The 25604-nt window shown below is 62.3% G+C and carries 17 protein-coding genes; 10 read left to right on the top strand and 7 right to left on the bottom strand.

Annotated features, from left to right (window positions below; all coding sequences use genetic code 11):
• Window positions 1-11 precede the first annotated feature (11 nt).
• From nrfH to Pan44_RS24880, 6 genes are all read right to left on the bottom strand, one after another.
• Complete coding sequence (nrfH, locus tag Pan44_RS24855) at window positions 12-521, bottom strand: cytochrome c nitrite reductase small subunit (RefSeq protein ID WP_145034438.1); 510 nt, start codon at window positions 519-521, stop codon at window positions 12-14.
• Window positions 522-702: 181 nt separating this feature from the next.
• A complete protein-coding gene (locus Pan44_RS24860) occupies window positions 703-1602 on the bottom strand; it encodes a polyphosphate kinase 2 family protein (protein WP_145034439.1) in 900 nt (299 codons plus the stop codon).
• 66 nt (window positions 1603-1668) lie between these two features.
• Complete coding sequence (locus Pan44_RS24865) at window positions 1669-2319, bottom strand: hypothetical protein (RefSeq protein WP_145034440.1); 651 nt, start codon at window positions 2317-2319, stop codon at window positions 1669-1671.
• Between the two features lie 66 nt (window positions 2320-2385).
• On the bottom strand, window positions 2386-3873 hold the full coding sequence (locus tag Pan44_RS24870; protein ID WP_145034441.1) for an alpha-amylase family glycosyl hydrolase: 1488 nt from the start codon (window positions 3871-3873) through the stop codon (window positions 2386-2388).
• Window positions 3870-4661, bottom strand: coding sequence for a bestrophin-like domain (locus Pan44_RS24875; RefSeq protein WP_145034442.1), 792 nt, complete (start codon window positions 4659-4661; stop codon window positions 3870-3872). Before Pan44_RS24875 ends, Pan44_RS24870 begins: the two co-directional genes overlap by 4 nt.
• Before the next feature lie 79 nt (window positions 4662-4740).
• Entirely contained in the window at window positions 4741-7467 is a 2727-nt protein-coding gene (locus Pan44_RS24880; protein ID WP_145034443.1) for an MGH1-like glycoside hydrolase domain-containing protein, read from the bottom strand.
• 662 nt (window positions 7468-8129) lie between these two features.
• On the opposite strand from Pan44_RS24880, the gene Pan44_RS24885 reads away from it, so the two are divergent.
• From Pan44_RS24885 to Pan44_RS24910, 6 genes are all read left to right on the top strand, one after another.
• Window positions 8130-9212 carry an efflux RND transporter periplasmic adaptor subunit gene (locus Pan44_RS24885; RefSeq protein ID WP_197453634.1) on the top strand — a complete coding sequence of 361 codons (1083 nt, stop codon included), beginning with the start codon at window positions 8130-8132 and terminating at the stop codon, window positions 9210-9212.
• Between the two features lie 60 nt (window positions 9213-9272).
• On the top strand, window positions 9273-12731 hold the full coding sequence (locus Pan44_RS27630; RefSeq protein ID WP_197453635.1) for an efflux RND transporter permease subunit: 3459 nt from the start codon (window positions 9273-9275) through the stop codon (window positions 12729-12731).
• 146 nt (window positions 12732-12877) lie between these two features.
• On the top strand, window positions 12878-15289 hold the full coding sequence (locus Pan44_RS24895) for a phosphoketolase family protein (RefSeq protein WP_390620655.1): 2412 nt from the start codon (window positions 12878-12880) through the stop codon (window positions 15287-15289).
• 48 nt (window positions 15290-15337) lie between these two features.
• Window positions 15338-15649: an LOG family protein gene (locus tag Pan44_RS24900; RefSeq protein WP_197453636.1), complete on the top strand. Its 312-nt coding sequence runs from the start codon at window positions 15338-15340 to the stop codon at window positions 15647-15649.
• Window positions 15650-15808: 159 nt separating this feature from the next.
• Window positions 15809-18127 (top strand): acetate/propionate family kinase, encoded by a 2319-nt coding sequence (locus Pan44_RS24905; RefSeq protein WP_145034446.1) that lies wholly within the window; start codon window positions 15809-15811, stop codon window positions 18125-18127.
• Window positions 18128-18134: 7 nt separating this feature from the next.
• Window positions 18135-19970: a glycerophosphodiester phosphodiesterase family protein gene (locus tag Pan44_RS24910; RefSeq protein ID WP_197453637.1), complete on the top strand. Its 1836-nt coding sequence runs from the start codon at window positions 18135-18137 to the stop codon at window positions 19968-19970.
• A 15-nt stretch (window positions 19971-19985) separates the two neighbouring features.
• On the opposite strand, the gene Pan44_RS24915 is transcribed toward Pan44_RS24910, so the two are convergent.
• Window positions 19986-21119, bottom strand: coding sequence for a hypothetical protein (locus Pan44_RS24915; protein ID WP_145034448.1), 1134 nt, complete (start codon window positions 21117-21119; stop codon window positions 19986-19988).
• A 194-nt stretch (window positions 21120-21313) separates the two neighbouring features.
• Here Pan44_RS24915 and Pan44_RS24920 point away from each other — a divergent pair, with 194 nt between their 5' ends.
• The 4 genes from Pan44_RS24920 (at window position 21314) to Pan44_RS24935 (ending at window position 25583) form a co-directional block, all read left to right on the top strand.
• Window positions 21314-21691, top strand: a complete 378-nt coding sequence (locus tag Pan44_RS24920) for an ArsR/SmtB family transcription factor (RefSeq protein WP_145034449.1) — start codon at window positions 21314-21316, stop codon at window positions 21689-21691.
• Between the two features lie 34 nt (window positions 21692-21725).
• Window positions 21726-22232 (top strand): SRPBCC family protein, encoded by a 507-nt coding sequence (locus Pan44_RS24925; RefSeq protein ID WP_145034450.1) that lies wholly within the window; start codon window positions 21726-21728, stop codon window positions 22230-22232.
• A 217-nt stretch (window positions 22233-22449) separates the two neighbouring features.
• Window positions 22450-24129, top strand: coding sequence for a tetratricopeptide repeat protein (locus Pan44_RS24930; protein ID WP_145034451.1), 1680 nt, complete (start codon window positions 22450-22452; stop codon window positions 24127-24129).
• A gap of 1052 nt (window positions 24130-25181) precedes the next feature.
• Window positions 25182-25583, top strand: a complete 402-nt coding sequence (locus Pan44_RS24935) for a L28 family ribosomal protein (RefSeq protein ID WP_145034452.1) — start codon at window positions 25182-25184, stop codon at window positions 25581-25583.
• The last annotated feature ends 21 nt before the right edge of the window (window positions 25584-25604 follow it).

Raw genomic sequence — 25604 nt, forward strand, 5'->3', positions numbered from 1 at the left:
TCGATCGGATGCTATCGCAGCGCATGCCCGACGTCGGTGTGGCAATGCACACACGTTGGAGACTCGCCGTTCCGGTCCACCATCAGAATCTCGTGGACGTAATCCTTGTGGCAGTGAATGCAGGTCCCCTGTGTGACGCGATGATTTCGCGGCTTGATGGTGATCGGATCGTGGAAGTTGCCCAGAGTGAAGGCCAGCGAGTGGAAGAATCCGTTGTCCCCTTTCACAACCCATTTCCCGATCGGATCGTGAGGGAGATGGCAGTCGTTGCAAACCGCGACATGCCGGTGGCTCGATTTCTGCCAGGCGTCGAAATGGTCCTGCATCACGTGGCAGTTCACGCACATCGTGGGGTCGCTGCTCAGGTAGCTCCAGCCTTTCCCGTAGCCGAATGTGAATGCCCCGATGCCGCTCAGGATGCCCAGCAGGATGACCAGCATGCCGATGGCGGTGCGGCTCCGCGAGCGTTGAACTCTTGGAATCAGTGGAGGCATCGAGTCGCTGGAGGGCGAGGGTGTCATCCTGATTTCCTGACCTGTGCACGCATTTGCTGAGGCGTGGTCTCTGAGTCAACGTCCCAGATGATCGGCCTCGATGTTACCAGCCGGCATGTAGCGGGCCAGTGCTTCGCGGCTTAACGCGTCTCGGCGTGAGATCGTTTCTCATCGCAGGGAATTCGTAGCGAACGGAAAGACGACGTCGTCAGTCGTCGTCCAGCTTGTGGCGGGCTTCCGCCAGCTGCGCCTTCTGGGTTTGGTCAAGTTCGGGGTACTTCAGGTCCAGAGAACCGAGCGTCGTGGCGATGATCTCGGCAACGAGGGTCCGCGTGGCCCATTTGTTGTCGGCCGGGATCACGTACCACGGGGCGTGTTCGGTGCTTGTTTCCGAGAGAGCCTTTTCGTAGGCATCCTGGTAGGCGTCCCAGAATCCCCGTTCGGTGAGGTCCGCTGCCGAGAACTTCCAGTTCTTCTCTGGACGATCCAGCCTCTCGAGAAAGCGTTCCTTCTGGGCCTTTTTCGAGACATTCAGAAAGAACTTCAGGATGACCGTGCCGTTCCGGACGAGGTGCTGCTCGAAGGCATTGATGTCTTCATAGCGTGCCGCCCAGAACTTCTTTCCTCGCTTTTCATCAGGCAGCTGCTGCGTCTGGAGCAGCTCGGGATGCACACGGACGACGAGCACGTCTTCATAGTAGGAGCGGTTGAAGATTCCGATCCGACCACGCTCGGGCAGAGACTTCATGTACCGCCAGAGGAAGTTGTGATCGAGGTCTTCGGCCGATGGTCTTTTGAAACTGAAAACCTGGCAGCCCTGCGGATTGACGCCTGACATGACGTGCTTGATCGTCCCGTCCTTGCCGGCCGCATCCATGGCCTGAAAAATCACGAGGAGGGCATATCGGTTGTCGGCGTACAACAGTTCCTGCGCCTCTGCGAGTTCGGCGAGATTTCTCTCGAGAACTTCGCGGGCGCGGGCCTTGACGTCATCCTTGTCGAGTTCTTTCAGCTGCTTCGTCTGCGCCCAGCCGGTGTCGCGATCCTGCAACCGGAATTTCTTTCCCGGTTCGACACGGAGGGCTTCAAGGATGTCCTTCTTGAGCATAGATGTCGCCTCGTGAAATGGCGGCCGCGCAGCGGTCGCCGCGCGAAGAATCGGGACAACGGACGCTCAGGTGACAGGCAGCCCCTTCTGCTTCTGAAATTCACGGCGGGTTTCAGCGCCGATGAAGTGGTAGGTCTGCCCTTCGTGCTGCAGGGAGTCGGCAGCGGCGTACTTTGGGAACTGCGTTCCGCTGATCGGGTCGGTGACAGTTTTTCCCTTGAGGTAGAACTGGTTCTGGTGGAGTGCCAGGTAGGTCTGCACGAACTCGACAATCCGGTCGTCAAGCCATTGACCGACGGCCGCTTCATCGACCTGGTCGAGGGGAAACTCCATCCGGCGATGAGGCTCGAATTTCATCAGGATGGGGAGGACGTGCAGGTTGTAGTCCAGGATCACATTGCGGACTTCGAAGTCGGGCAGGGCGGAAAACGTGAGTGCGATCTCGGCGAGCGGCGACTTGAACGCGAACTTTGCGGCCTTCTGCAGCGGCGTGATCGCCGGCCTAACTTGGACTTTCTGGCCGAACTTCTGGGCGAGCGCCTCCAGACGCGGTCCCCAGACTTTCTTCAGCTGTTCGCAGACATCCTGAAACTTCGCAATGCGCTGCTCTTTCGCCTGATGCGCCTGAACTTGTTCCTCCTGGAACTCCTTGATCGATTTTTCAACGGTTGCGAACTCGGCGTCGATTCGGCTGAGAAGTGTAGAGAGATCGGACATGGATGACCTCGATATCGGGAACCTGAATCGCGACGGTGGACCGCCGACGTACGAAAGCCTCAGCGATCAACTTTGCTTCAGCGGCTCCATCCAGAACAGCGACACCTTCCAGGCAGTCGCATCAATAAACAGGCCGGTCGAGGCGAGCTCGGAGCCGCGTCGATCGTAAACTTCCTCAGTGAACAGGTCGACGAGACGCCATTCGTGACTCGTGGAAACGAGGTCGTGGAGTCGCAGGCGACATTGGCTGGCATGCGGGGCATAATTCACGATCACCAGCGCCTGCTCACCCTCCGCTCCGATCCATCGGTACGCAATGAAACAATCGTTCGTCGGGTTTCCGTCCCACGCGGGAGAGCACTCCAGCAGCTGCCAGTGGCCGCTGCGAAAGAGGGGCCGCTTCAGGACGTCGAGCAGCCGGCGGTAAAAGCTCCGGAGTTCTTCGTCGACTGTCTCGGCCGGGGCCCGGCCGAGGTGCGGCGACAAGTGGACTTTCCTCCCCTCGAACTGGCCGTCCTGGAAGAACCGCAGACCGGGCGAGAAGAACGTAATGACCGCTGCGGCTTCATGTGGGCCGTGAGGCAGCGTGGCTGCCGCGCGGGGTTCGTCGTGGTTCTCGAGGAATCTCGCCAGCTTGTTCTGAAATGCGAGATCGGCGTGGAGGTGGCCGCGAACCGGAGCGGCATGCAGATCGCGGAGCCGGTCGTAGAGCCGCTTGTCATACGTGTAGTCAAAGCCCTGCTGCTGCAGTTCCCACTCAAGATCCCAATACACCTCCGCCATCAGGGTGAAACCAGGGACCGCGGCTTTGACGGCCTGAATGGCCTTCGGCCAGAAGAGATCCGGCCGCAGACCCCACGTCCGCTCGAACACGTCCGGTAGCAGCAGCATGGCCATATCGCAGCGGACGCCGTCGCAGAGCTTCGCGATCGTCTGGAGTTCAGCGAGCATCGCCTCCTGAACGGCCGGCGCCGCGTAGTTCAGTTGCAGCGCGTCGGGCCAGCCCGGGAAATAGGGATCTCGACCAAGTGCGAAGATCCGTTCCTCCGATCTCCGCCGGATTCGCACGTAGTTGCGGGGTTGCTCGGCGAGCAGATTCTCATTGCCGGCGATGTAGTATTCGGGATGCGATTCGACCCACGGATGATCGAGCCCGGTGTGATTGGGAACGAAGTCGAGCATCAGCTTGAGGCCGCGGCGGCTCATCCGCGAGCGAAGCCGGCTCAGCGCCGCGTTGCCGCCGAGGCTCGTGTGGACCTGATAGCCGGTAATCGCGAATCCCGATCCGGGAATGTCGTCGTCCATCAAGTCGAGAAGGGTCCGCTCGAATCCGGCCCGCCATTCCGGATTGGTTCGCGACACCTCGCGGCTGGCCGTTCCCGTCTGCCAGACGCTGAGCAGCCAGATCCAGTCAAAGCCGTTGTTCGCCCATTCCTCCAGCGACGCATCGGGGATGTCATCGAGCGTCGCCGGGCGTCCAATCTGACGCGACAGGTCGGTCAACCACGCTCGGGTGTTGACCTGGTACAGCAGCGGGCAGTTCGTCGTGGTCATGGTGCAGAGTTCTCGATCTGAAGCTTGCGACCGAGGTCGATCATCAACTGGGGGCCAATTCGCAGAGTGCCTTCGGTCGGTCGGTCCAGGTCGGCAACCAGCGTCAGGATGGTGGAGAACGTCAGCACGACGGCGATCAATGCCGGCGACCGTCTCGACCGGCTCAGCCCTTCAAGGTAGCCGAGGACTCCCATCGACAGCACCGTCACCACGACAAGGGCCAGCCAGACAATCCCGGGCAGGCGTCCCTGAAGTCCGAACGTGACTCGTTTGGTGTGCAGGTCGATCACGTCGTTGAGCGAACTGATGAACAGTGCGGTCACCGCCGATCGATCCGTCTCGGCCGCCCTCAGGGCGAATGCCCAGAGCTGGTCATGAATCTTTTCCGATTCCTGGATGGCGGGCCACATGGTCTCCGGCGTCCTGGCGTTCATCCGGATCTCGACATACTTGCGAAGCCCGGTCTGAATCCTCGCGCACTGGTCGGGTGGGAGAGTCTGCGAACGCAGGAAACAGGTGCCGATCGCATTGACCTCGTCAATCAGAGCCGACCGTCGTTCTTCGAATCTCGCCCCAGTAAAGCCGAACGTGAACGCCAGAAAGAAGGCGAGCAGACCCAGCGCGGCCGCGGACATGGCGCCGACCGGGGCTTCCTTTTCATCGGGCGTTACATCCCGCCGGAACCGGCCGAGTCGGTAGCCCAGTTCGATCACGCAGTGAACGACAGCCACCGTCAGGGGGAAGAACGCCCACAAAGGAATCGCATCCATCCAGGTGAAGCCAGGCATCAGGCACGCTCCTGATGATCTGGAGAAAGGCCGGTCGGCTCCGGAGACGTCGTCCTCTCGAAACCTGGCAGAGGGGACATCAGCGATCTCCTCCCGCGACCGGCGTGCCCGGCCTCTGGAAGTAGGCGTGGCGTCCTCCCTCGAGCGCCGAATCAGCCGTCATCGAACCGAACAGGTCGAGAATCCGGGCGACGACTCCCGTCCAGCCCGTCTGGTGGCTGGCCCCGAGACCCGCCCCGTTGTCGCCGTGAAAGTACTCATAGAACTGGATGAAGTCGCGCCAATTCGGATCTTCCTGGAACTTTCGCGCGCCGCCATTGACGGGCCGCCGCCCGTGACCGTCCCTGGTGAAGAGGCCCACGAGGCGCCGGCCGATTTCCTCCGCCACCTCGTAGAGGTTCATCAGCCGGCCCGACCCAGTCGGGCATTCGATCAGGAAGTCCTTTCCGAAGTAGGAGTAGTAATTCAGAAGGGCGCGGAGAATCAGCAGGTTGACAGGCATCCAGATCGGACCCCGCCAGTTGGAGTTGCCGCCAAACATCCCGGTATCGGACTCCGAAGGCAGGTATGCGACGTGGTAGTCCTGGCCTCCCGCATTGAAGATGAAGGGGTGTTCCGCGTGATGTTTCGACAGCGACCGGATGCCGTAGTCGCTGAGAAACTCCTGTTCATCCAGCATCCGGGTCAGCACACGCCGCAGTCGCTGCTCGTTGAGGATCGAGGCAAGGCGTCGTCCACGCGCGCCGGTCGGCCGTGGGTCGTGAATGAACTGCACCAGTTCGGGACGTGCGTTGAGGAATCGCTCGAAAGGGATCTGGAGTTCCGGCCGCTTCTGAAAAAGCTTGCCGTCATAGACCGTCGCTGCGCAGAGCGGGAGCAGTCCCACCATGGAACGGACCTTGAGACGTTCCGAGCGGCCGTCAGGGAGGCGGAGGACGTCGTAGAAGAATCCGTCATCGTCGTCCCACATTCCACCTTCGCCGCCGATGCTGTACATCGACGACGAGATCCACAGGAAGTGCTCCGTGAACTTGACGGCCATGTCGGAATAGTCGTCATCGGTCATCGCCAGCTCGGCAGCGATCTCGAGCATGTTCTGGCTGAACAGGGCCATCCATGCAGTGCCGTCCGCCTGTTCGAGGCATCCGCCCGTCGGCAACGGCGCACTGCGGTCGAACACGCCGATGTTGTCGAGACCCAGGAAGCCTCCCTCGAAGACGTTGCGGCCCGTGCGGTCTTTCCGATTAACCCACCAGGTGAAGTTCAGGAGCAGTTTCTGAAAGCAGGATTTCAGCCAGTCTTTGTCCCCCTGGCCGGTTCTTCCCTGGTCGAGCCGATAGGTGAAGATTGTCGACCAGGCATGGACGGGCGGATTGACGTCGCCGAAATTCCATTCATAGGCCGGGATCTGGCCGTTGGGATGCATGTAGCGTTCCCGCAGCATCAGCTTGAGCTGTTGTTTGCCGAATTCGGCATCGACCAGGCTGAGTGCAATGACGTGGAACGCGAGATCCCACGCGGCGTACCAGGGATACTCCCACTTGTCCGGCATCGACAGGATGTCGCCGTTGTACATGTGGTGCCAGTGATCGTTCCGCGGGGCTGTTTTCCGCCCCGGCTTGAACGGGTCGCTGCCGCGTTCCTCGAGCCACCGGTCGACGTCGTAGAAGTAGAACTGCTTCGACCAGAGCATGCCGGCACAGGCCTGTCGGTAGACGAGACGTTCGTCGTCAGAAAGCGTTGACGGCATCAGCGCGTCGTAGAATTCGTCAGCTTCGTGACGCCGTTTCGCCAGGGTGCGTGAGAAGGAACTCCCGAATGGGGCCCACCCGTGCCCCTGCGGCTCCGCCGTGAGTCGCAGGCGAACGACGCGCTCGGCCTGCGCCGGAACATCAAGTTGATAGCGGGCGGCGGCCTTGGTGCCGTTGCCTTCCGGGTTCACGGCGCCCTGCTCCCCGCAGCAGATGGCGCGGTGGAAGGCGTCTTTGACGAATGGAGACCGGTTGGGCACGCCGAAGAGGCGTTCGGAATTGGTCTCGTTTTCAGTGAACAACAGCTCGGGCTCGCCCTCACAGGCCAGGAGATAATCTCCCAGTTGCGAGTGGCGGGCGCGGATGGCGGCGCCTCCGTCAGCCTGCCTGACGGTGGAGAACACCGGTCGCGGTCCGTCAGCCCCCCAGGACCATGTGTTGCGAAACCAGAGCGTCGGCAGAAGCTCAAGGGCCGCGGATTCCGATCCGCGATTCGCGACGGTGATCTGGATCAGAATGTCGTCCGGTCCCTGCTTCGCGTAGTCGACCGTCACGTCGAAATAGCGGTCGTCGTCGAAGATGCCCGTGTCGAGCAGTTCGTACTCCGGATCGTGGCGGTTTCGCCCGCGGTTCGTGTCGACAAGGTCGGGATAGGGATATGCCCTCTGGGGATACTTGTAGACAAACCGCATGGAGGAATGAGTGGGAGTGCTATCGACATAGAAGTAGTACTCCTTCACATCCTCGCCGTGGTTCCCTTCGCTGTTGGTCAGGCCGAACAGTCGCTCCTTCAGGATCGGATCGTTCCGGTTCCAGAGTGCGAGCGCGAAGCAGAGGTACTGCTGGTCGTCAGAGATTCCGGCGAGTCCGTCCTCGCCCCAGCGATAGGCACGCGATCGGGCCTGGTCATGCGAGAAGTAGTTCCAGGCATCGCCGTTGTCGCTGTAATCTTCGCGGACGGTGCCCCATTGCCGCTCGCTGAGGTAAGGCCCCCACTTCTTCCATGCCGCGATCCCCTGCCTGGCCTCATCGAGCCGTGCCGACTCCGCAGACATCTGAACCTCACAGCGGTCGCTCTTCGCCGGCCGGCCCACTCGCGTGAATCGGGCAGGACGCCAGCGGAATGATCCCGCGTCAATGCAGAGCAGTTGCTCGCCAGAGTGCAGGCACGCCGGCGGGTTCACGTGGCTCCGAGTGACGGTTGCAGTACACCTCTCGAACGCCTGAAAGTCGCAACTGAAGTAGAGACTCCACGAAGAGCAGAAAGCCAGGGCGAAGTTGTTCGTCGACCCCTTCGCGAGCGGATCCTCATGCGATTCCGCCGAGTTCCGCCGCTGCACGTCGTTGTATCGTCGCCGCGGAAAAACGTCTCTCACAATCCCGCGATTTTTCTCCGTTCCTGGCGAGATTCTCGCGTGGGAGTCCTGGCCGGCGGCACCAGTCCGACTCCCTCGGGCAGGCATCCCCGGGGGGCCGCAACGGCAATGATCGCCCTGCCGTCATGTTAGCTCTTGCCACTTGCAATCGTCGCTGCCACTGGATTTACTGGCAGGCAGAACGACGCCTTTCTCGAGGAAGCGTTCATGTCTTCAATCAGGGTGCTGGAATGATCTGCACATCGTTTCACTCCCCTCGTCGGCATTGCTCACTGTGGTGCAGCCTGCTGATCGCGGGTTGTTCATCTGCGGCCGCCAGGCCCCAGCCTGAGCCCCCCAAGGTGACCGTCCGCCACCCGGAGTTGCGCCAGGTCGTCGACTCGAAGGACTACAACGGCACGGCGGCGGCTTCCGCGACTGTCGAAATCCGCTCCCGTGTCCGCGGCTACATCCAGGACGTCCATTTCGTGGACGGCCAGAACGTAAAGGCCGGGGAACTGTTGTTTGAGCTCGATCCCAGGCCGTTCCAGCTCGAGATTGACGCCGCCCGGCAGCAGTTGGCTCTGGACCAGGCCCAGCTGGAGGCCTCGCAGCTGGACGAGCAGCGTCAGAAGGACCTGATGGCGAAGATGGCCGGGACCAGGGCCGACCTGGAGAAGGCCGTCGCGACCCGGAAGAGCTGGGAGGCGAAGATCCAGATCGCCCAGGAATTGATCCGCCAGAAAGAGCTGGATCTCGAATACTCCCGCATCACCGCGCCGATCAGCGGGCAGCTCAGCCGGGCGCAGCTTACCAAGGGAAACCTGGTGAACGCCGGAGGTTCCGATCCCTTACTGACGACTCTGGTTGCGATCGACCCGATCTATCTCTACTTCAACGTCGATGAGCGAACGCTCCTGGAATATCGGGCTCATCGCGCCAGCAAAGAGAAGGCCGGCCAGTTGCCGCCCGTGAACGAAGCCGGCATTCCGTTCGAGTTCGGACTCGAGACCGAAACCGGCTTCCCGAACAAAGGCGTGATCGACTTCGCGGAGAACACGATCGAGGCATCCACGGGCACGCTGCAGATTCGCGGGCGGGCCGAAAACGCCGATCGGCGGTATGTGCCCGGTTCGCGGGTTCGCATACGCATCGCCACGGGTGATCCGTATGAGGCGGTCTGCGTCCCGGAGATCTCGATTCTCAGCGACCAGGACAAGAAGTACGTCCTGACTCTGAACGCGGAAAAGGTGGTGGTCCGGCGGGACGTGCTGTTGGGAACGCTGCTGGATGACGGAATGCAGGTCATCCGGACACCCCCGGATTCGAAAACGCCGCTGACGCCTGACGACCTGGTGATCACGGTGGGGTTGCAGCGGGCGCGGATCAACTATCCCGTGCAGCCGATGAACGAGCAGGGAGAGGCGCTCGCGCTCGCGAAGTAGGCCGGTCGAGTCGCTGTTCGTGAGGCTGTCTTCGATAGGTCCTGCGCAGGAACGCGCTGCATGCTCTCGCATTTCTTCATCGATCGTCCGATCTTCGCGACGGTGCTCTCGGTCGTGATCGTGATCGTGGGATCGATCGCGCTGATGGGGCTGCCCATTGCCCAGTATCCGGACGTGGCCCCGCCCACCGTGCAGGTGACGGCGAACTACCCGGGGGCCAACGCGGCCACCGTCGCCGAAACCGTCGCGACGCCGATCGAACTCGAAATCAACGGCGTCGAGCGCATGCTCTACATGGGCTCGAAGTCGACGAACGACGGCCAGATGAACCTGGACGTCACCTTTGAGCTGGGGACGAACCTCGACACGGCCCAGGTGCTGGTTCAGAACCGCGTGGCTGTCGCCGAAGCGAAGCTGCCGGAAGAAGTGAAACGCACCGGGGTGACGACGAAGAAGAAGTCGCCCAGCATCCTGATGTGCGTCAACCTGATCTCACCCGGTAACAAGTACGACCAGCTGTATCTCAGCAACTATGCCGCGCTAAACGTGAAGGATGAGCTGGCGCGGATTAAGGGGGTCGGCGACGTCGCGTACCTGGGGCCTCGCGATTACAGCATGCGGGTCTGGCTCGACCCCAACAAGCTCGCAACCCGACAGATGACCGTCGCCGAAATCATCAAGGCGATCAGGGAACAGAACGTCCAGGTGGCCGCGGGCCGACTCGGGGCGCCTCCGATTCCCGAAGGAGCGACCATCGGATTCCAGCGTCCGATCAATACGAAAGGACGGTTGTCGACGGCCGCGGACTTTGAGGACATCGTCGTCCGCTCGGGCGACGCCGGGCAGCTCGTCTACCTGCGGGACGTCGTGCGCGACCGCGTCAAGGACGCGCAGGGCAACATCGTTTCGGCGGGCGTCGAACTCGGCGCCAAGAACTACGACGTCAACAGCTATCTGGATGGCGAGCCGTCGGTGACGCTCGCGGTGTTTCAGCTCCCCGGCTCGAATGCCCTGGAAACGGCCAAGGCGATCAGGGCCAAGATGGACCAGCTCGCCGAGAGCTTTCCCGCGGGCGTCGAGCATCGCATCGAATATGACACGACTGTCTTCGTTGAGGAATCGATCAACAGCGTGTACCACACACTGATCGAGGCGATCATCCTCGTCTTCATTGTCGTGCTCGTGTTCCTGCAGAACTGGCGGGCGACGGTCATCCCGATGGTCGCGGTGCCGGTGTCGCTGATCGGCACATTCGCGGCCATGTCATTCCTCGGATTCTCGCTCAACAACCTGTCGCTCTTCGGCCTCGTGCTGGCGATCGGCATCGTCGTGGATGACGCGATCGTTGTGGTCGAAAACGTCGAGCGTTTGATGGCCACCGGCATGTCACCGCGGGAGGCCAGCCGGCAGGCGATGAATGAAGTGACCGGTCCGGTGATCGCGATTGCACTCGTCCTGTGCGCCGTGTTCGTCCCGACTGCCTTCATGGCCGGCATCTCCGGGCAGTTCTACCGTCAGTTCGCCCTGACGATCGCGGCATCGACGGTGATCTCGGCATTCAATTCACTCACGCTCAGCCCCGCATTGTGCGCCCTGATGCTCAAGCCGCACGCCCACGGTGAACATGCCAAACGTCCCGATGCCCTTCCGCGGCTTGCGATCGTGCTGATCGGAGTGCTCATTGCCAATATGTTTCTGGCGGCGCCGATCGCCCGGGCCATGGGGTATGAGATCGCAGGTCACGACGGCGAGTCGCACAATCCGCCGCCGGCCTGGTTAACGCCCCTGGTGCTGCTGGTCGGAGGCGTGCTCGGGTACGTCGCGGCGGTCGCCATCAACAAGGCCCTGGCCGTTTTCTTCAACCTCTTCAACAAGGCATTCGACGTCTCCATCGCGGCCTATGGCGGCGTTGTCCACCTGTTGCTGCGGCTGTCGGTGATCGTGTTGCTGGTCTACGGCGGCCTCATGGCGGCGACCGTGTACGCGGCGACAACGGTTCCCCAGGGATTTATCCCGGAGCAGGATAAAGGCTACCTGATCGTCAACGTCCAGCTTCCTGACGGGGCGAGCCTGGCGCGGTCGGACGCCTTGATTCGCAGGTTGAGCAAGGTGGTGCGGGAGACGCCGGGTGTGGCGCACACGATCGACCTCGCGGGGTATTCGACCGTGCTCAGCACGAACATCAGCAATGCCGGTGGGATGTTCGTGATTCTGAAACCTTTTGAAGAACGGGCCGGGCATAGCGATGTCAGCGCTCCGTCGATTCTCTCGGCGCTCCGCAAGGAGTTTCAGAATTTCCCGGAGGCCCAGATCGCCATCTTCGGAGCCCCGCCGGTGGAAGGTCTGGGGAGCACCGGCGGCTTCAAGATACAGATTCAGGATCGCCGCAACGCTGGGCTCAAGGCCCTGCAGGGGGGCGTTCAGAACCTCGTCGAACAGGGGATGTCGACCTACGGAGGCCAGTTGAGCGGGCTGTTCAGTACCTTCAGCGTCACGCAGCCGCAGGTGTTCCTTGATATCGACCGCGAGAAAGTGAAGTCCGAGGGGGTCTCGCTTGAGGACGTGAACCTGACGCTGCAGACATTCCTTGGCAGCTCGTATGTGAATGATTTCTCGTTCCAGAATCGCAGCTGGCAGGTGAACGTGCAGGCCGATCCGGCCTTCCGGATGCAGGCGGCCGACATCGGCCGCCTGGAAGTGCGTAACGACCGCGGCCAGCGCGTTCCGCTGAGCACGCTGCTCACGATTCGAGACGTGACCGGCCCCGCGATCGTCAATCGGTATCAGCTCTATCCGTCGGCGGAACTTTCGGGCAACACGCAGCCGGGCGTCAGTTCGGGACAGTCAATCGAAATCATGGAGACGCTCGCCAGGGAACAGCTGCCGACGACGCTCGGTTCCGAATGGACCGAACTGACGTACCAGCAGATCCTGGCGTCGAAGGATCTGCTCACCAAGCTCGTGTTTCCGCTGGCCGTGGTGTTCGTGTTCCTGGTGCTCGCGGCCCAGTACGAAAGCTGGACTCTACCGGCCTCAATTCTGCTGATCGTGCCGATGTGCATCCTGGCGGCGCTGGCAGGCGTCGTGATTGCGAAGCTCGACAACAACATCTTTGTCCAGATCGGGCTGGTCGTGCTCGTGGGGCTCGCGGCCAAGAACGCCATCCTGATCGTCGAGTTCGCCAAGCAGCTGCAGGACCAGGGGCACCCACTCCTGACGGCGACGGTCGATGCCTGCAAGCTCCGGCTGCGGCCGATCCTGATGACGTCGTTCGCCTTCATCCTTGGCGTGGTCCCGCTCGTCCTTGCCAAGGGGGCGGGGGCGGAAATGCGGGCCACACTGGGAATCGCCGTATTCAGCGGAATGCTCGGAGTCACGGTCTTCGGCATTTTGTTCACGCCGGTGTTCTACTTCGTCATTCGCAAGCTGACCGGGAACTCCGGGACTGCGAAACCGCCTGAGCCCCACCCGACAAACCCTGTCCCGCACGAGGCGCATGAACCGGCCCCGGTCGGCTGAGTGGTCATCGACAGAAGGAATCTCCGTCTGCGACCGCGGTTCGGTCGTCCGTGCCCGCCGGTGCGACCCGAAACCGTCTGCAGAATCATGAACCTGAGAGATGAAAGAGAGACATGCCGACGCCCGCTACCAAAGGCCAATCCGGAATGCAGAGCCTGAAATCCGATGCGCTGACCAGGGAAGAGCTGCGTCTGATCCATGCGTGGTGGCGTGCCGCGAACTACCTGTCGGTCGGACAGATCTATCTCTTTGACAACCCCCTGCTGAAAGAACCGCTGACTCTCAAACACGTCAAGCCGCGGCTTCTGGGGCACTGGGGAACTACGCCGGGGTTGAACTTTATCTATGCCCACCTGAACCGCGTGATCAAACGCGACAGCCTGAGCGTTCTGTATATCGCCGGTCCGGGGCACGGCGGTCCGGGGCTCGTCGCCTGCAACTACCTCGAAGGAACTTACAGCGAGGTCTACCCGAATATCACGGAAGACTGCGCGGGCATGAAGCGACTGTTCAAGCAGTTCTCATTTCCCGGCGGAATTCCCAGCCACGTGGCGCCGGAGACTCCCGGTTCGATTCACGAGGGGGGCGAACTGGGGTACGCGCTGTCGCATGCTTTCGGCGCGGCGTTCGACAATCCCGACCTGATCGTGGCGTGCGTCATTGGAGACGGGGAAGCGGAAACGGGGCCTCTCGCCACCGGCTGGCATGGCAACAAGTTTCTGAATCCTGCCCGCGACGGCGTCGTTCTGCCGATCCTGCATCTCAACGGTTACAAGATCGCCAATCCCTGCGTCCTGGCTCGTATCAGTCACGACGAACTCGAATCGCTGATGAAGGGATACGGCTACACGCCCTACTTTGTCGAAGGCAGCGATCCCGAGAAGATGCACCAGCAGATGGCCGAGACGCTCGACCTGGTCGTAGCTGAAATCAAGTCGATCAAGGCAGAGGTCCGGAACGGATCGACCCGGCGCCCGTTGTGGCCGATGATCGTCCTTCGGAGTCCGAAAGGCTGGACTGGGCCGAAGGAGGTCGACGGCAAGAAAACGGAAGATTACTGGCGGTCTCACCAGGTGCCGATGGGCGATATGGCCCACCCCGGACACGTCAAGATCCTGGAAGACTGGCTTCGCAGCTACAAGCCGGAAGAGCTGTTTGACGGCGACGGACGCCTGGTCGAAGAGCTGCGCGAGCTCTCCCCCACAGGCGAGCTGCGGATGAGCGCCAACCCGCACGCAAACGGCGGCGTCCTGCTCAGGGATCTCCGTCTCCCGGATTTCCGCGACTACGCGGTCCCGGTGACGTCTCCCGGCGCCGGCAACGCCGAATCGACGCGGGAAATGGGCCGCTTCCTGCGGGACGTGATGAAGCTGAACCTGGACTCTGCCAACTTCCGGCTGTTCAGTCCGGACGAGAACAACTCCAACCGCTGGCAGGACGCGCTGGAAGTGACCAATCGCACCTGGATGGCCGAGAAATATGACTACGACGACCATCTCGCCTGCGATGGCCGGGTGATGGAGATGCTGAGCGAGCATCAATGCCAGGGATGGCTCGAAGGCTACCTGCTCACGGGGCGGCATGGCTTTTTCTCCTGCTATGAAGCCTTCATTCACATCATCGATTCGATGTTCAACCAGCACGCCAAATGGCTGAAGGTGTGCAATCAGATCCCCTGGCGGAGGTCGGTCGCGTCGCTCAACTATCTGTTGTCGAGCCACGTCTGGCGGCAGGATCACAATGGATTCAGCCATCAGGATCCCGGCTTTATCGACCACGTCGTCAACAAGAAAGCGGAGGTGATCCGTGTCTACCTTCCGCCCGATGCGAACTGCCTGCTGTCGGTGACTGATCACTGCCTTCGCAGCCGCAACTACATCAATGTGGTGGTTGCCGGAAAGCAGCCGGCGCCGCAGTGGCTCACGATGGACGAGGCGGTCAAGCACTGCACGGCCGGCATCGGCATCTGGGAGTGGGCCAGCAACGACAAGGGGTATGAGCCCGACGTCGTGATGGCCTGCTGTGGAGATGTCCCGACCCTGGAAACTCTGGCGGCCGTCGACCTGCTGCGACGTCATCTGCCCGATCTCAAGGTCCGCGTGGTGAACGTCGTCAACCTGATGAAGCTCCAGTCGGACCGGGAACATCCGCATGGGCTCACGGATGCCGAGTTCGACGTCCTGTTCACCAGGGACAAGCCGGTGATCTTTGCGTTTCACGGTTATCCCTGGCTGATTCACCGGCTGACCTACCGCCGCACGAATCACAACAACCTGCATGTGAGGGGTTACAAGGAGGAGGGGACGACGACGACCCCGTTCGATATGTGCGTGCTCAATCAGATCGATCGCTTCCATCTGTTCGCGGACGTGATTGACCGGCTTCCGCAACTCGGCTCGAAGGCCGCATACGCCAAGCAGGCGATTCGCGACCGGCTGCTCGACCACAAGTCGTGGATCGAGGAGCACGGCGAAGATCACCCCGATATCGTCGGCTGGCGGTGGAGCGGCACCCCAGCGTCGGTCGCTCGGTCATCGACCGAAGGCGATAACGTCTGAAACGGACGACTCCCTGGCGGTCCTTCCCCTGACTGGAGCGAACCGTGAGTGTTTCGTCCGAACTTCATCATGGTCTCGGACGCATTCGTCGTCGTTCCAGGGGGCATCGGAACGGTGCTGGAAACCATGATGATCTGGCAGCTGCTGCAGGTGCGAAGAATGAATGAGTGCCCGCTGATCCTCGTCGGCCCGATGTGGCAGGGACTGATCGAGTGGAGCCGGTCGGCCATGCTGAGGCCCGAGTTCCCGCTCGCCAGTCCGGAAGATTTCGAGATCCCGCTCTGTGTGACGGATGGTCAGGCCGCGATCGATCAGTTGCGAGCTCACCACGCGGCCTGGCAGGCGACAGCCAATGCGTGAATGGCATCAGGGGATTGCGTCGACCGTGACAGGCGTGTCAGCCGCTCGACCCTCTATCATTCCACTCGCGAATCAAATGCCGTCCCATGCCGATCGACAGCCGTAAAGACATGACAGGAACCGCTGTGGTGGAGCGGACTCATTTTCCGTGAGACATCGATGAGCCCTTCAGAGATCGTCACGTATCTCAAGAACTCCGTCCGGGTGTTCCGCGATTTCACCGCGGACGAGCTGCAAACCCTGGTCGATGGCTCGCAGGCGAAATCCTTCGAGACCAGCGAGTTCATCCTGCACCAGGGACACGAAGCACGGTGTTTCGGGGTCGTCCTCGGCGGGACCATCGACGTCTCGATTCCGGGCGAAGGAGGAGTGCGGAAGTCGCTCGGCCTGCTGCGCGTCGGCGAGACGTTCAACGAATTTGCGCTGATGACGGGCGACGCCATGCCAGCCGACTTGATCGCCCGGTCGCGCTGCGACGTCCTCTTGATTCCTGTGGCGCAGTTTCAGTCGATCATCCTCACGAAGCCGGAGTCGATCCACGCCCTCTCGAAGACCATTGCGAACCGCATCCAGTCGGTCCTTGCAGATCCGCAATCCGCCGCGGCAGTAAATCGCACTGTTGAAGACCCTTACGGTCTGCAGCTCAAAGGAGAGCGAGCCGAAAAGATCCTCGTCATCAACTGCGGCTCGTCCTCGCTCAAGTACACCTTCTACGACACGGCCGACGAATCCCGCACGGTCCGTGGCAAGGTCGAACGCATCGGCATCAGCGGCACGCGACTCCGTCAGCAGGGCGCGGGCGGCGAAATCGAACGGCAGCTCTCCACGGCCGGATTTCCCGAAGCGTTCGAAGCCATGGTGGCCGAACTCACCTCCCATGGTGCCGGAGTGATCCACGGTGCCGGCGACGTGAGCGTTGTCGCCCATCGTGTCGTTCACGGCGGCGAGAAATTCACAGAAGGGACACTGATCACTGAGGACGTTCTCGCAGACATTGAAGCCCTGAATTCCCTGGCCCCTCTGCACAATCCGGTGAATGTCGCCGGCATCCGCGAGATGCGACGGTTGTTCCCTGCGGCGCCGCATATCGCCGTGTTCGACACCGCCTTTCACCATACGCTCCCCGCCTTTGCCTACTTGTACGGGCTCTCCTACGAGTACTACGAAAAACATGCCATTCGGCGCTATGGTTTCCACGGAACCTCGCACCAATATGTCAGCCTGCGGACCGCGCAGTTTCTGAACCGCCGGCCGAACGAACTCCGCCTCGTCTGCTGTCACCTGGGCAATGGATCGTCGGTATGCGCCATCGATCACGGCCGCTCAATGGATACGTCGATGGGGTTCACACCGGCCGAAGGGCTGATCATGGGGACGCGGTGCGGCGATATTGATGCGGGCGTGATCGCGTTTCTCGAGAGGAACGAGCACCTCACGGCGACGCAGACCGAAGATCTCCTCAACAGGAAGAGCGGACTCCTGGGCCTGTCGGGCATCTCCAGCGACATGCGCGAAGTGCAGCAGGCGGCCGAGGAAGGCAACCCGCGCGCCCTGGTCGCCCTGAAGGCGTACTGCTACCGCGTCCGGAAGTACATCGGCGCCTATGCGGCTTCGATGGGAGGAATGGACGCCGTCGTCTTCACCGGTGGGATCGGGCAGGGGAGCGCGGCAGTCCGGGCGATCGCGTTGCAGGGCCTCGACTGCATGGGCGTCGTCCTCGACAGGCAGCGAAATCGCGAAGCTGACGGCTTCGGCGACGTCCAGCGGATCTCGACCGACGATTCCCCCGTCAACGTCCTTGTCGTGCCGGCCGACGAAGAGCGAATGATGGCGAGAGAGGCGCTCCGCACCCTCAGCCGCTCGTACCTGACACAGGCGATCACCGCGCGGAACCAGCAGCCGTTCCCGGTCGAGGTGTCGGCGCATCACATCCATCTCGCGCAGGAGCATGTCGATCGGCTCTTCGGGCACGGGCATCAACTCACGCGAATCTCCGATCTGTCGCAGCCTGGGCAGTACGCATGCCAGGAGCAGCTGACGATCGTTGGACCAAAAGGACGCATTGAACGCGTCCGCGTCCTGGGTCCGGCACGAAAGCAGACGCAGATTGAGATCGCCATGACCGAGCAGTTCCGGCTCGGAATCCATCCTCCGATTCGTGAGAGCGGCGATATCGCCGGCACGCCTGGCTGCACTCTGGAAAGCACGACGGGACGGATTGAAGTGGAGTGCGGTGTGATCTGTGCGATCAGGCACATTCACATGACTCCCGAAGATGCGCTCCGTTACGGAGTGCGCGACAAATCCATCGTGCGGGTGCGGATCGCGGGCGATCGGGAACTGGTGTTTGGCGATGTCCTCGTTCGCGTCGATCCGGCATTTCGGCTCGCCATGCATATCGACACCGACGAGGCGAACGCCGCCAATGTCAGGACCGGCGCGCAGGGATACATCGTGGACATCCAGGGGGAAGGCTGAGGCTCCATTGAAGGCTTCCCTTGCCGGGATATCGGACGCGATCTCGTGGGCCCTCCATGGGGTTCGCGAACGGTTGCGCGACGTGTTTGTCTGCTCGCTGGCGTTCGAGATTCTGAATCTCGCCGTGCTTGCGCCTCTTGCTGCCGCCGGCTTCCGCCTGTTGATGCAGCGCTGGGGCAGGGCCTCCGTCGGCAACTTCGAGATCGCGTTGTTCCTGCTGTCGCCTCCCGGACTGGCCGCCCTCGTCGGCATCGGCAGCCTGATCGTTGCGACGCACTTCCTGGAGGTGGCGGGGTTGATGCGACTTCTGGCGGACCGGCGACTGCACTGGTGGTCGGCTTTCGGCAGCGCGGCCGGGCTGTTCTATCGCATCGTTCAGCTCGGGCTCAGGCAGGTCGCCGTCTATCTGTTGCTGGCAGTCCCGTTCCTCGCGGCGATCGGCATCGTCTACCTGTCGCTCTGGTCCGGCCGCGACCTGAACGGCCTGATCATTCTCCGACCCGCGGAGTTCTGGATTGGCGCCGGGCTCGGGGCGGCCATTGCGGGGATCTATGTGCTGCTTGCGGCCCGGCAGTTTCTGCGATGGCTCTTTGCCATCCCGGTCCTGCTGTTCGAGTCTTCGCAGTCGTCCCGCGCGGCTCTCCAGCGCAGCACCGAACTGACGCGCGGCCGACTTCCGGTGCTGGCGGCCGCAATCGCCTCCTGGGGATTCATTCAGGTCTGTTCCGCGGGACTCGTCGTCGCCCTTGCCAAGATCGTTGCGGAGTGGATCCTCGGCAGGATCGGGAATTCACTGACAGTCGCGCTCCCCGTCACCGCGGTGCTGCTCCTGGCGAATGCGGCTGTCCTCATGGCATTATCGATGTTTGGGTGGGCAACCTTCTCGGCGCTGGTGCTGGGGTTGTACAGGCAGGCCGCCGGAGAAGTCCTCATTGCCAGGGAAGCGATTCTGCCTGAAGAGCTTCCGTCGCGGATTCCACTGCGATGGGTCGCTGTCACGGGGCTCGTGGCGCTCTGCGTCGGCGGACTGATCGTCAGCGGCGGATTGCTGGGTCAATTGCAGCTTGGCGAAGCCGTGCAGATCACGGCTCACCGGGCCGGTGCGCTGCGCGGACCTGAGAACAGTGTGGCGGCCGTGCGGCAGGCCATTGCGGATCGGGCCGACTGGGCCGAAATCGACGTGCAGCGCACGGCGGATGACAAACTGGTGGTGATGCACGACATCGACCTCGCCCGGATCGGAGGCGGCAAGCGCAGGGTCGATCAGGCGACCCTCGCGGAAATCCAGTCGCTCGATATCGGAAGTCCGTTTGGACCGCAGTTCGCCGGCGAAAAGGTTCCCACCTTTGCAGAAGTGCTCGCGGCCGCCGGCAGGGAACTCCGGTTGAATGTCGAACTCAAGCCGCACGGCAGGGGCGATGTCGGGCCTCTGACGGAGAGGGTGGTGGCGGCGATCCAGAATGCGGGGCTCGTCGATCGCTGCCGAATCTGCTCGCAATCGTATGAGAGCCTGCAACGGGCCCTCGAACTCGAGCCGCGGTTGCAGGTCGGCTTTATCGCCGCCGTCGCAGTGGGCGACCTGGCCCGGCTGGATGTGGACTTCCTGATGGTCGGCGCCGATCGGGCGAAGCGAGCCCTGATCGATCGGGCCGCCCTCCAGGAGATGGAGGTTCACGCGTGGACGGTGAACTCGGCCGATCAGGTGGCGCCGTTGATCGACGAGGGAGTCGCCAACATCATTACGGACGATCCCGTGTTGATTCGGCAACGTCTGAACGAAGTGCAGGCGCTCAGCCCGGTCAACCGGCTGCTCCTGCGTGCCCGTCATGAACTGATGCGCTGAACGCGATCCCGGGGCCTATTCCACCTTCGGGGTCCTGGCCTTGCGCAGCGCTTCCACGTAGGCCTGCGGGAGCATCTCGTTCGTCCACCACCTCGGTCGCTCAGAGTAGATCCAGACATACTCGTCGCTGACATCCAGCGCGGAGCGGACGGCCGATTCGAACGCGTCGGGCGTGAAATGGTTGGTGGAGAAGTTCTCGAGATCCCAGCCGCCCCGGCGGTGGTCGATCCACAGGCCGAAGCCGGCGGAGACCTGCCGCTGATACTTCTCCGGAACAGCCGTCTGCTTGAGGGCCGTCTTCGTGATGCTGTCGTGCGCCTCCTGAAACTGCTTCCGATCCTTGTACGGATAGGAAAACTCCCAGCCGTCGACGACGACGGTCTCCGGCGCGCAGGCATCCAGAACGCCGTCGAGAAAGTCGGCCAGGAGACCATACGGCGCCGTGGAACGATCGCGCGGCGTGTCGGCCCGCCGGAAGCTCATCTCGTAGCCGAACGTCAGCAGGATCGTGATGTCCGCGAACTCGCGATTGATCGACTGAATCCACTCCCGGCCCCGTTGGCGAACTTTGGTCCGGTAGTCATCGAACGATCTCGCGTCGCGGTTCTTGTGCTGGCGGTAATCGAACAGCGTGACGGCCCCGTCGTACTGTTCGGTGTCGAACATGAAGCCCTTGCAGCCTCCCTCTCGGGCGATGCGCGCGGCGACGGCGAAGTTGTTGAGCACGCTGGTCCAGGCCTTGTCGTCAAACCAGTCGACTTTGCCGGGGGTCACGTTCACCCTCAGGAAGCGATCGGTGAATCGCTGGAACGGCGTCGCCTTCAGGTCGTCGATCGCCTGCCGGAAGTCATCCACTGTGAACTTCCGATCGCCCCAGACTTCCCAGGAAAGCTGTTCACCCATTGCAGTTTTGGCGTGGAACACCAGCCCATCGAAGGGGAGCTTCTCCATCGCCTCGATATTCGCCCGCATGAACTTCGTATCCGGCTCGTCCCATCCCCATTCGATGATCTTCTTTCCCCGGATCGCCTCCTTTGCGGGAACGGTCTGTGCCCCGGCCGGGGCGACCACGACGAGGCACAGCCAGGTCAACAGCAGGACGAGCACTGTTGCTCGTTGGCGAAACACGTTGCCCGGCTTCGAGATCATGATTCGATATCCGAAAGGAGGCATCAGCATCGGACTTTCGGCGAGAATACGGACTGAAGCCCGGTCCCGCACGTGCCTGCGAGGAATCCGCTTCTGCGGCTCGCCCTGTCTCCTGTTCACCGAAATCTTCTTGACGGGGCCGTTGTCTTCGTGTATTTAACCAAAGAGGTAAATAACCGATTGGTTTAATAGTGATGCTGGAAGACCCACTCAGCGCGACCTTCGCGGCCCTTGCCGATCCGACACGTCGGGCGATCCTGTCCCGGCTGTCGAAAGGCGAAACGTCCGTCAGCGACATCGCGAAACCCTTTGCGATGTCGCTTCCCGCCGTCACCAAACATCTCAAGGTGCTGCAGCGCGCCGGCTTGGTCTCCCAGGGGCGGCGAGCCCAATGGAGGCCCTGCCGGCTCGATCCCAGGCCACTTCGTGAAGTGGCCGACTGGGTCGAGCAGTACCGGCAGATGTGGGAGCAACAGCTCGACCGCCTGGAAGACTTCCTCCGGGAGCTCCAGGAGGCCCCGGCGAAAGCGGCTCCTCCCAAGCAGGCTGTACCGAAACGTAAGTCGAAGTGAGAGCCATGTCAGTTCCAGAAACGAGGTATCTGTGATGCAAACGGCGAACACTGTATTTCCTTCCGGCGGCGCGGCTGGCGAGGTCCACATCGTTCGGACGATCCATGCGCCGCGCGATCGAGTTTTCGCAGCCTGGACGACCCGGGAGGCGCTCGAACGCTGGTATGCCCCACATGGCTGCACGATCCGGTTTCGCAGCTACTCCCCTGCGCCCGGTGGAACGCTGCTCAGCTGCATCACGACCCCGGACGGCCATGAATGCTGGTGCACCGGTGAGTACGAAGTCTTTTCTCCGCCGGACAGGCTGGTGATGACGATGTCGGTCTGCGACCGGGATGGAAACATTGTTGAGCCCACGGTCGTCGGCATGGACCCCGCCTGGCCCGTCACGACGCGGGTCACGGTCCTGTTCGAAGACCTCGGGGCCTCGACCCGCATCACCCTGCACCAGACGGTCGATGAATCGCTCGCCAAGCGGACCGGAGCCCATCCCAGCTGGCTGCAGATGCTCGATCGCCTGGACGAGCAACTGGCGGCCTGAGTCGAGTTGTCGGAGGCCGCCGGGGGGCCGGCGATCCTCGACGCTGGCTTAAGCTGACCGGCAAAATGCTGTCACAGGAAGAGCCGGATTCCGCCTGGCTCAGTCCGGGCCGTTCGCCGCGCCGTTCGCGTGCATGCGAACGGCAGTTCGGCGAGGCGTGTCCGGGACGACATTCGTCGTCGGCACGTCATTTTCCTGTCACCGGAGGCTGCACAGCATGAACGTTCGTCAGTGCCTGATCGCGTCGATTCCGGCGGCGATCGTCGCCGGAGTCTGGCTGTCGGGGTGGGAAGCGCCCGCCGAAGAGTCGGGACGTCCTGTTGCACTCAGAATGGACGGCCTCGGGCCCCATCGTCGCGAGGTCACGGCTGCGAATGCCGAGGCGAAGCAGTGGTTCAACCAGGGGCTGATGCTCCTGTACGCCTTCAACCACGACGAGGCGATTCATGCGTTCCGGGCGGCCGTCGACGCCGACCCCGGATGCGCCATGGCGCACTGGGGCATCGCTCTCGCGGTCGGGCCGCACATCAATTTCCCATTGATGACGCCCCAGAAGTCGGCGCTGGCCTGGAGCGAGCTGCAGCTCGCGCGGCAGCACTCCGCGAACGGAACGGAAGTCGAAAAGGCGCTCATCGAGGCCCTGGCCTCGCGGTATGCGGAGAAACCGCCTGAAGACCGTGTTCCCCTGGACAAAGCCTATGCGGAGGCGATGCAGAGGGTCTGGCAGAAGTTTCCAGGCGATGCGGATGTCGGGGCGCTCTACGCCGAAGCGGTGATGGATCTCCGTCCGTGGGATCTCTGGCCGACTGATGGGGAAGCCCGTCCCGAACGGGAGACGGCCATCGCTGTGCTCCGGAAGGTTCTCGAGCTTTCGCCCGCGCATCCCCTGGGATGCCACCTGTATATCCATGCGGTCGAAGCGGGCCCGAACCCCGGAGAGGCGTCGGAGGCGGCTGACCGACTGCGCACGGCTTCGCCCGGACTGGGGCATCTGGTTCATATGCCATCGCACATCGATGTGCGGACGGGGCGCTGGCAACAGGCGGTGGAGGCCAATGAACGGGCGATCCGCGCCGACAACGACTATCGCGGCCGTCGTCCGGAACAGGACTTCTACCGCATCTACATGGCACACAATCGCCACATGCTGGCGTTCGCGGCCATGATGCAGGGGCAGAGCGCCCGGGCCGAGGCTGAAGCCCGGCAGATGCTCGCGGACATTCCCGAGAGCTGGCTGGCGGTGCCCGAGAACCTGGCGATGGCGGACGGCTTTTTTGCCGCGCCGATCAAGGTGCTGGTGCGGTTCGGGAAATGGGACGCCGTTCTGGCAGAGCCCGAACCGGTCGGCAATCGTCCGATTGCCCACGCGCTGTGGCGGGAGGCCCGGGGCGTGGCGCTGGCCGCAAAGGGGCAAGTGGCTGAGGCGCGGGCCGAGCAGCGGCGATTCCGGGACGCCGTCAGGGCGGTGCCCGAGGAGGCGCGGTTCGGAAACAATTCCGGGATCGATCTGCTCAAGGTGGCGGATGCGCTTCTGGAGGGGGAGATCCTGGTGAAGGAAGGGAAGATGGAAGAGGGGATCGCGAAACTGCGCGAGGCGGTCCGACTGGAAGACCTGCTGCGGTACGACGAGCCTCCCGGCTGGATCATTCCGGTCCGGCATGCCCTCGGAACCTGGCTGATCAAAGCCGGGAAGCCAGAAGAAGCGGAAGCGGTCTACCGAAAGGATCTGGAGACCTGGCCCCACAACGGCTGGTCACTGTTCGGCCTGTCTCAGTCGCTGGACCGGCAGGACAAGATGGACGACATGCGGCTGGTTCGCGCGCGGTTTCAGGAGGCCTGGCGCTCCGCGGATGTGGAGTTGAAGTCGTCCTGCTTCTGCCAGACTGAAACGCCCTGAAGGGGCATGGCGGCCTGGCGGAGCAAGAACGGCAGTAGCAAGACGTTCGGGGCCAGGGGGTGGTGCTGTTTTCTTGCCCTGTTTCCCCGTGGACTTTGAGAATGATGCCTGGCCGTGCCCCGGCGCCGGCGGTTTGGGCGGACCGGCCGGTCAGGTTCGAGTGTGCGATGTGGTTCTTCGTGGTCGTGTGCATTTTTCCCTCCAATACAGCGTGAGGGGTTGCGCACGGCCCGGGTGGGAGTTTTCCTGAGGGGAAATGCGGCCGGAACGCGAAGCAGCCCGGCTGGTTCACTTCAAAAGGAAGCCCCATCGTTGGTTCCGGCGAATCTCCGGGGCCGGGCCCGTCGATCACCGACCAGCCGGGCTGCCTGAGAGGCGACGGCCCCGAAAAGCCGCCAGGGCGAGTCACTTTCTCACAACAGGTCGTCTGTCGTCACCGCAGGGCATTTTGCGGCAACGACGAACTGGCCCATCTTGAGAAAGTGACCAGCCTTGCGCGCAACTCTCAGGCACGGGCGGGGATCGGGAACAGTGCGGAGGTGTTTGACGCCGAGGGGGGCAAGGAGGGCGCGATGTGTGGGTGGTACTGTACTCCTCGCCCTCTTTCTTCCCCCTGAAGTCTTGCGGAGGGATCGGGAGAACGTGGGTGGTGCGGATATGGAGTCGGCCGGGTCCGGGGTGTGTGACGACAGGTTGACGGTGGTTGTGTTCATGGGATCCTCCATCATGACGGGGGCGGTTGCGCGGGTGGGCCCCGTACTCGGTACTCGATACTCGGAAGTGCTTTGGAGGGTGGGGATTGGGGTGGGGTGAGTCACTTTTTGAAGTCGGTCGTCTTTCGTCTCCGCAAGTCCTTCTGCGGCAATGACGCACGCCAACGGCGAATTGGCCCATCTTGAAGAAGCGACCAGCCCTGGAAAAGCCGCAGGGACTCTTGGAAACGCGGGCCCTTTCCGTTACTTTACGCGGCCCAAAACAGATTCTCTACGGCCCGCAAGTGTGTTGGCGGGCGGTAAGTGTTGATCGTACATCGACTTGCGGCAAAGACGGCCATGAGCACCCTGAAGAAGAACAAGCGGATCAAGCTCGCCAAGCAGCTCGAGATTTATGGCGACCTGAAGCCGACGACCGGAAACAGCATTACCCGTCGCGGTAAGGCGAAGTACCTCGGAGGCAACGGCCGCAAGACGACCGGCATCTCCCGTCGGGTCTTCAAGAAGAACCTTCAGTGCGTTCGCGTGCAGGAAGACGGCATCGTCGTGCGTCGCCGGGTTCCGGTCAGCCTGCTGCGGAGCGGCCTGGTGCTGAAGCCGATTGTTCGCGAGCCGTTCACCATCGACGAGCCGATCCGCTCGGAAACCCCGAAGAAGGGGGAGGCCAAGAAGGGCGACAAGAAACCCGAAGCCAAAAAGGCCGAGGCCAAGACGAAGAAGGCCGAACCGAAGAAGAAGTGAGTCGGCGACGACTTTCAGAGG

The organism is Caulifigura coniformis (genome assembly GCF_007745175.1).
GTDB lineage: Bacteria > Planctomycetota > Planctomycetia > Planctomycetales > Planctomycetaceae > Caulifigura > Caulifigura coniformis.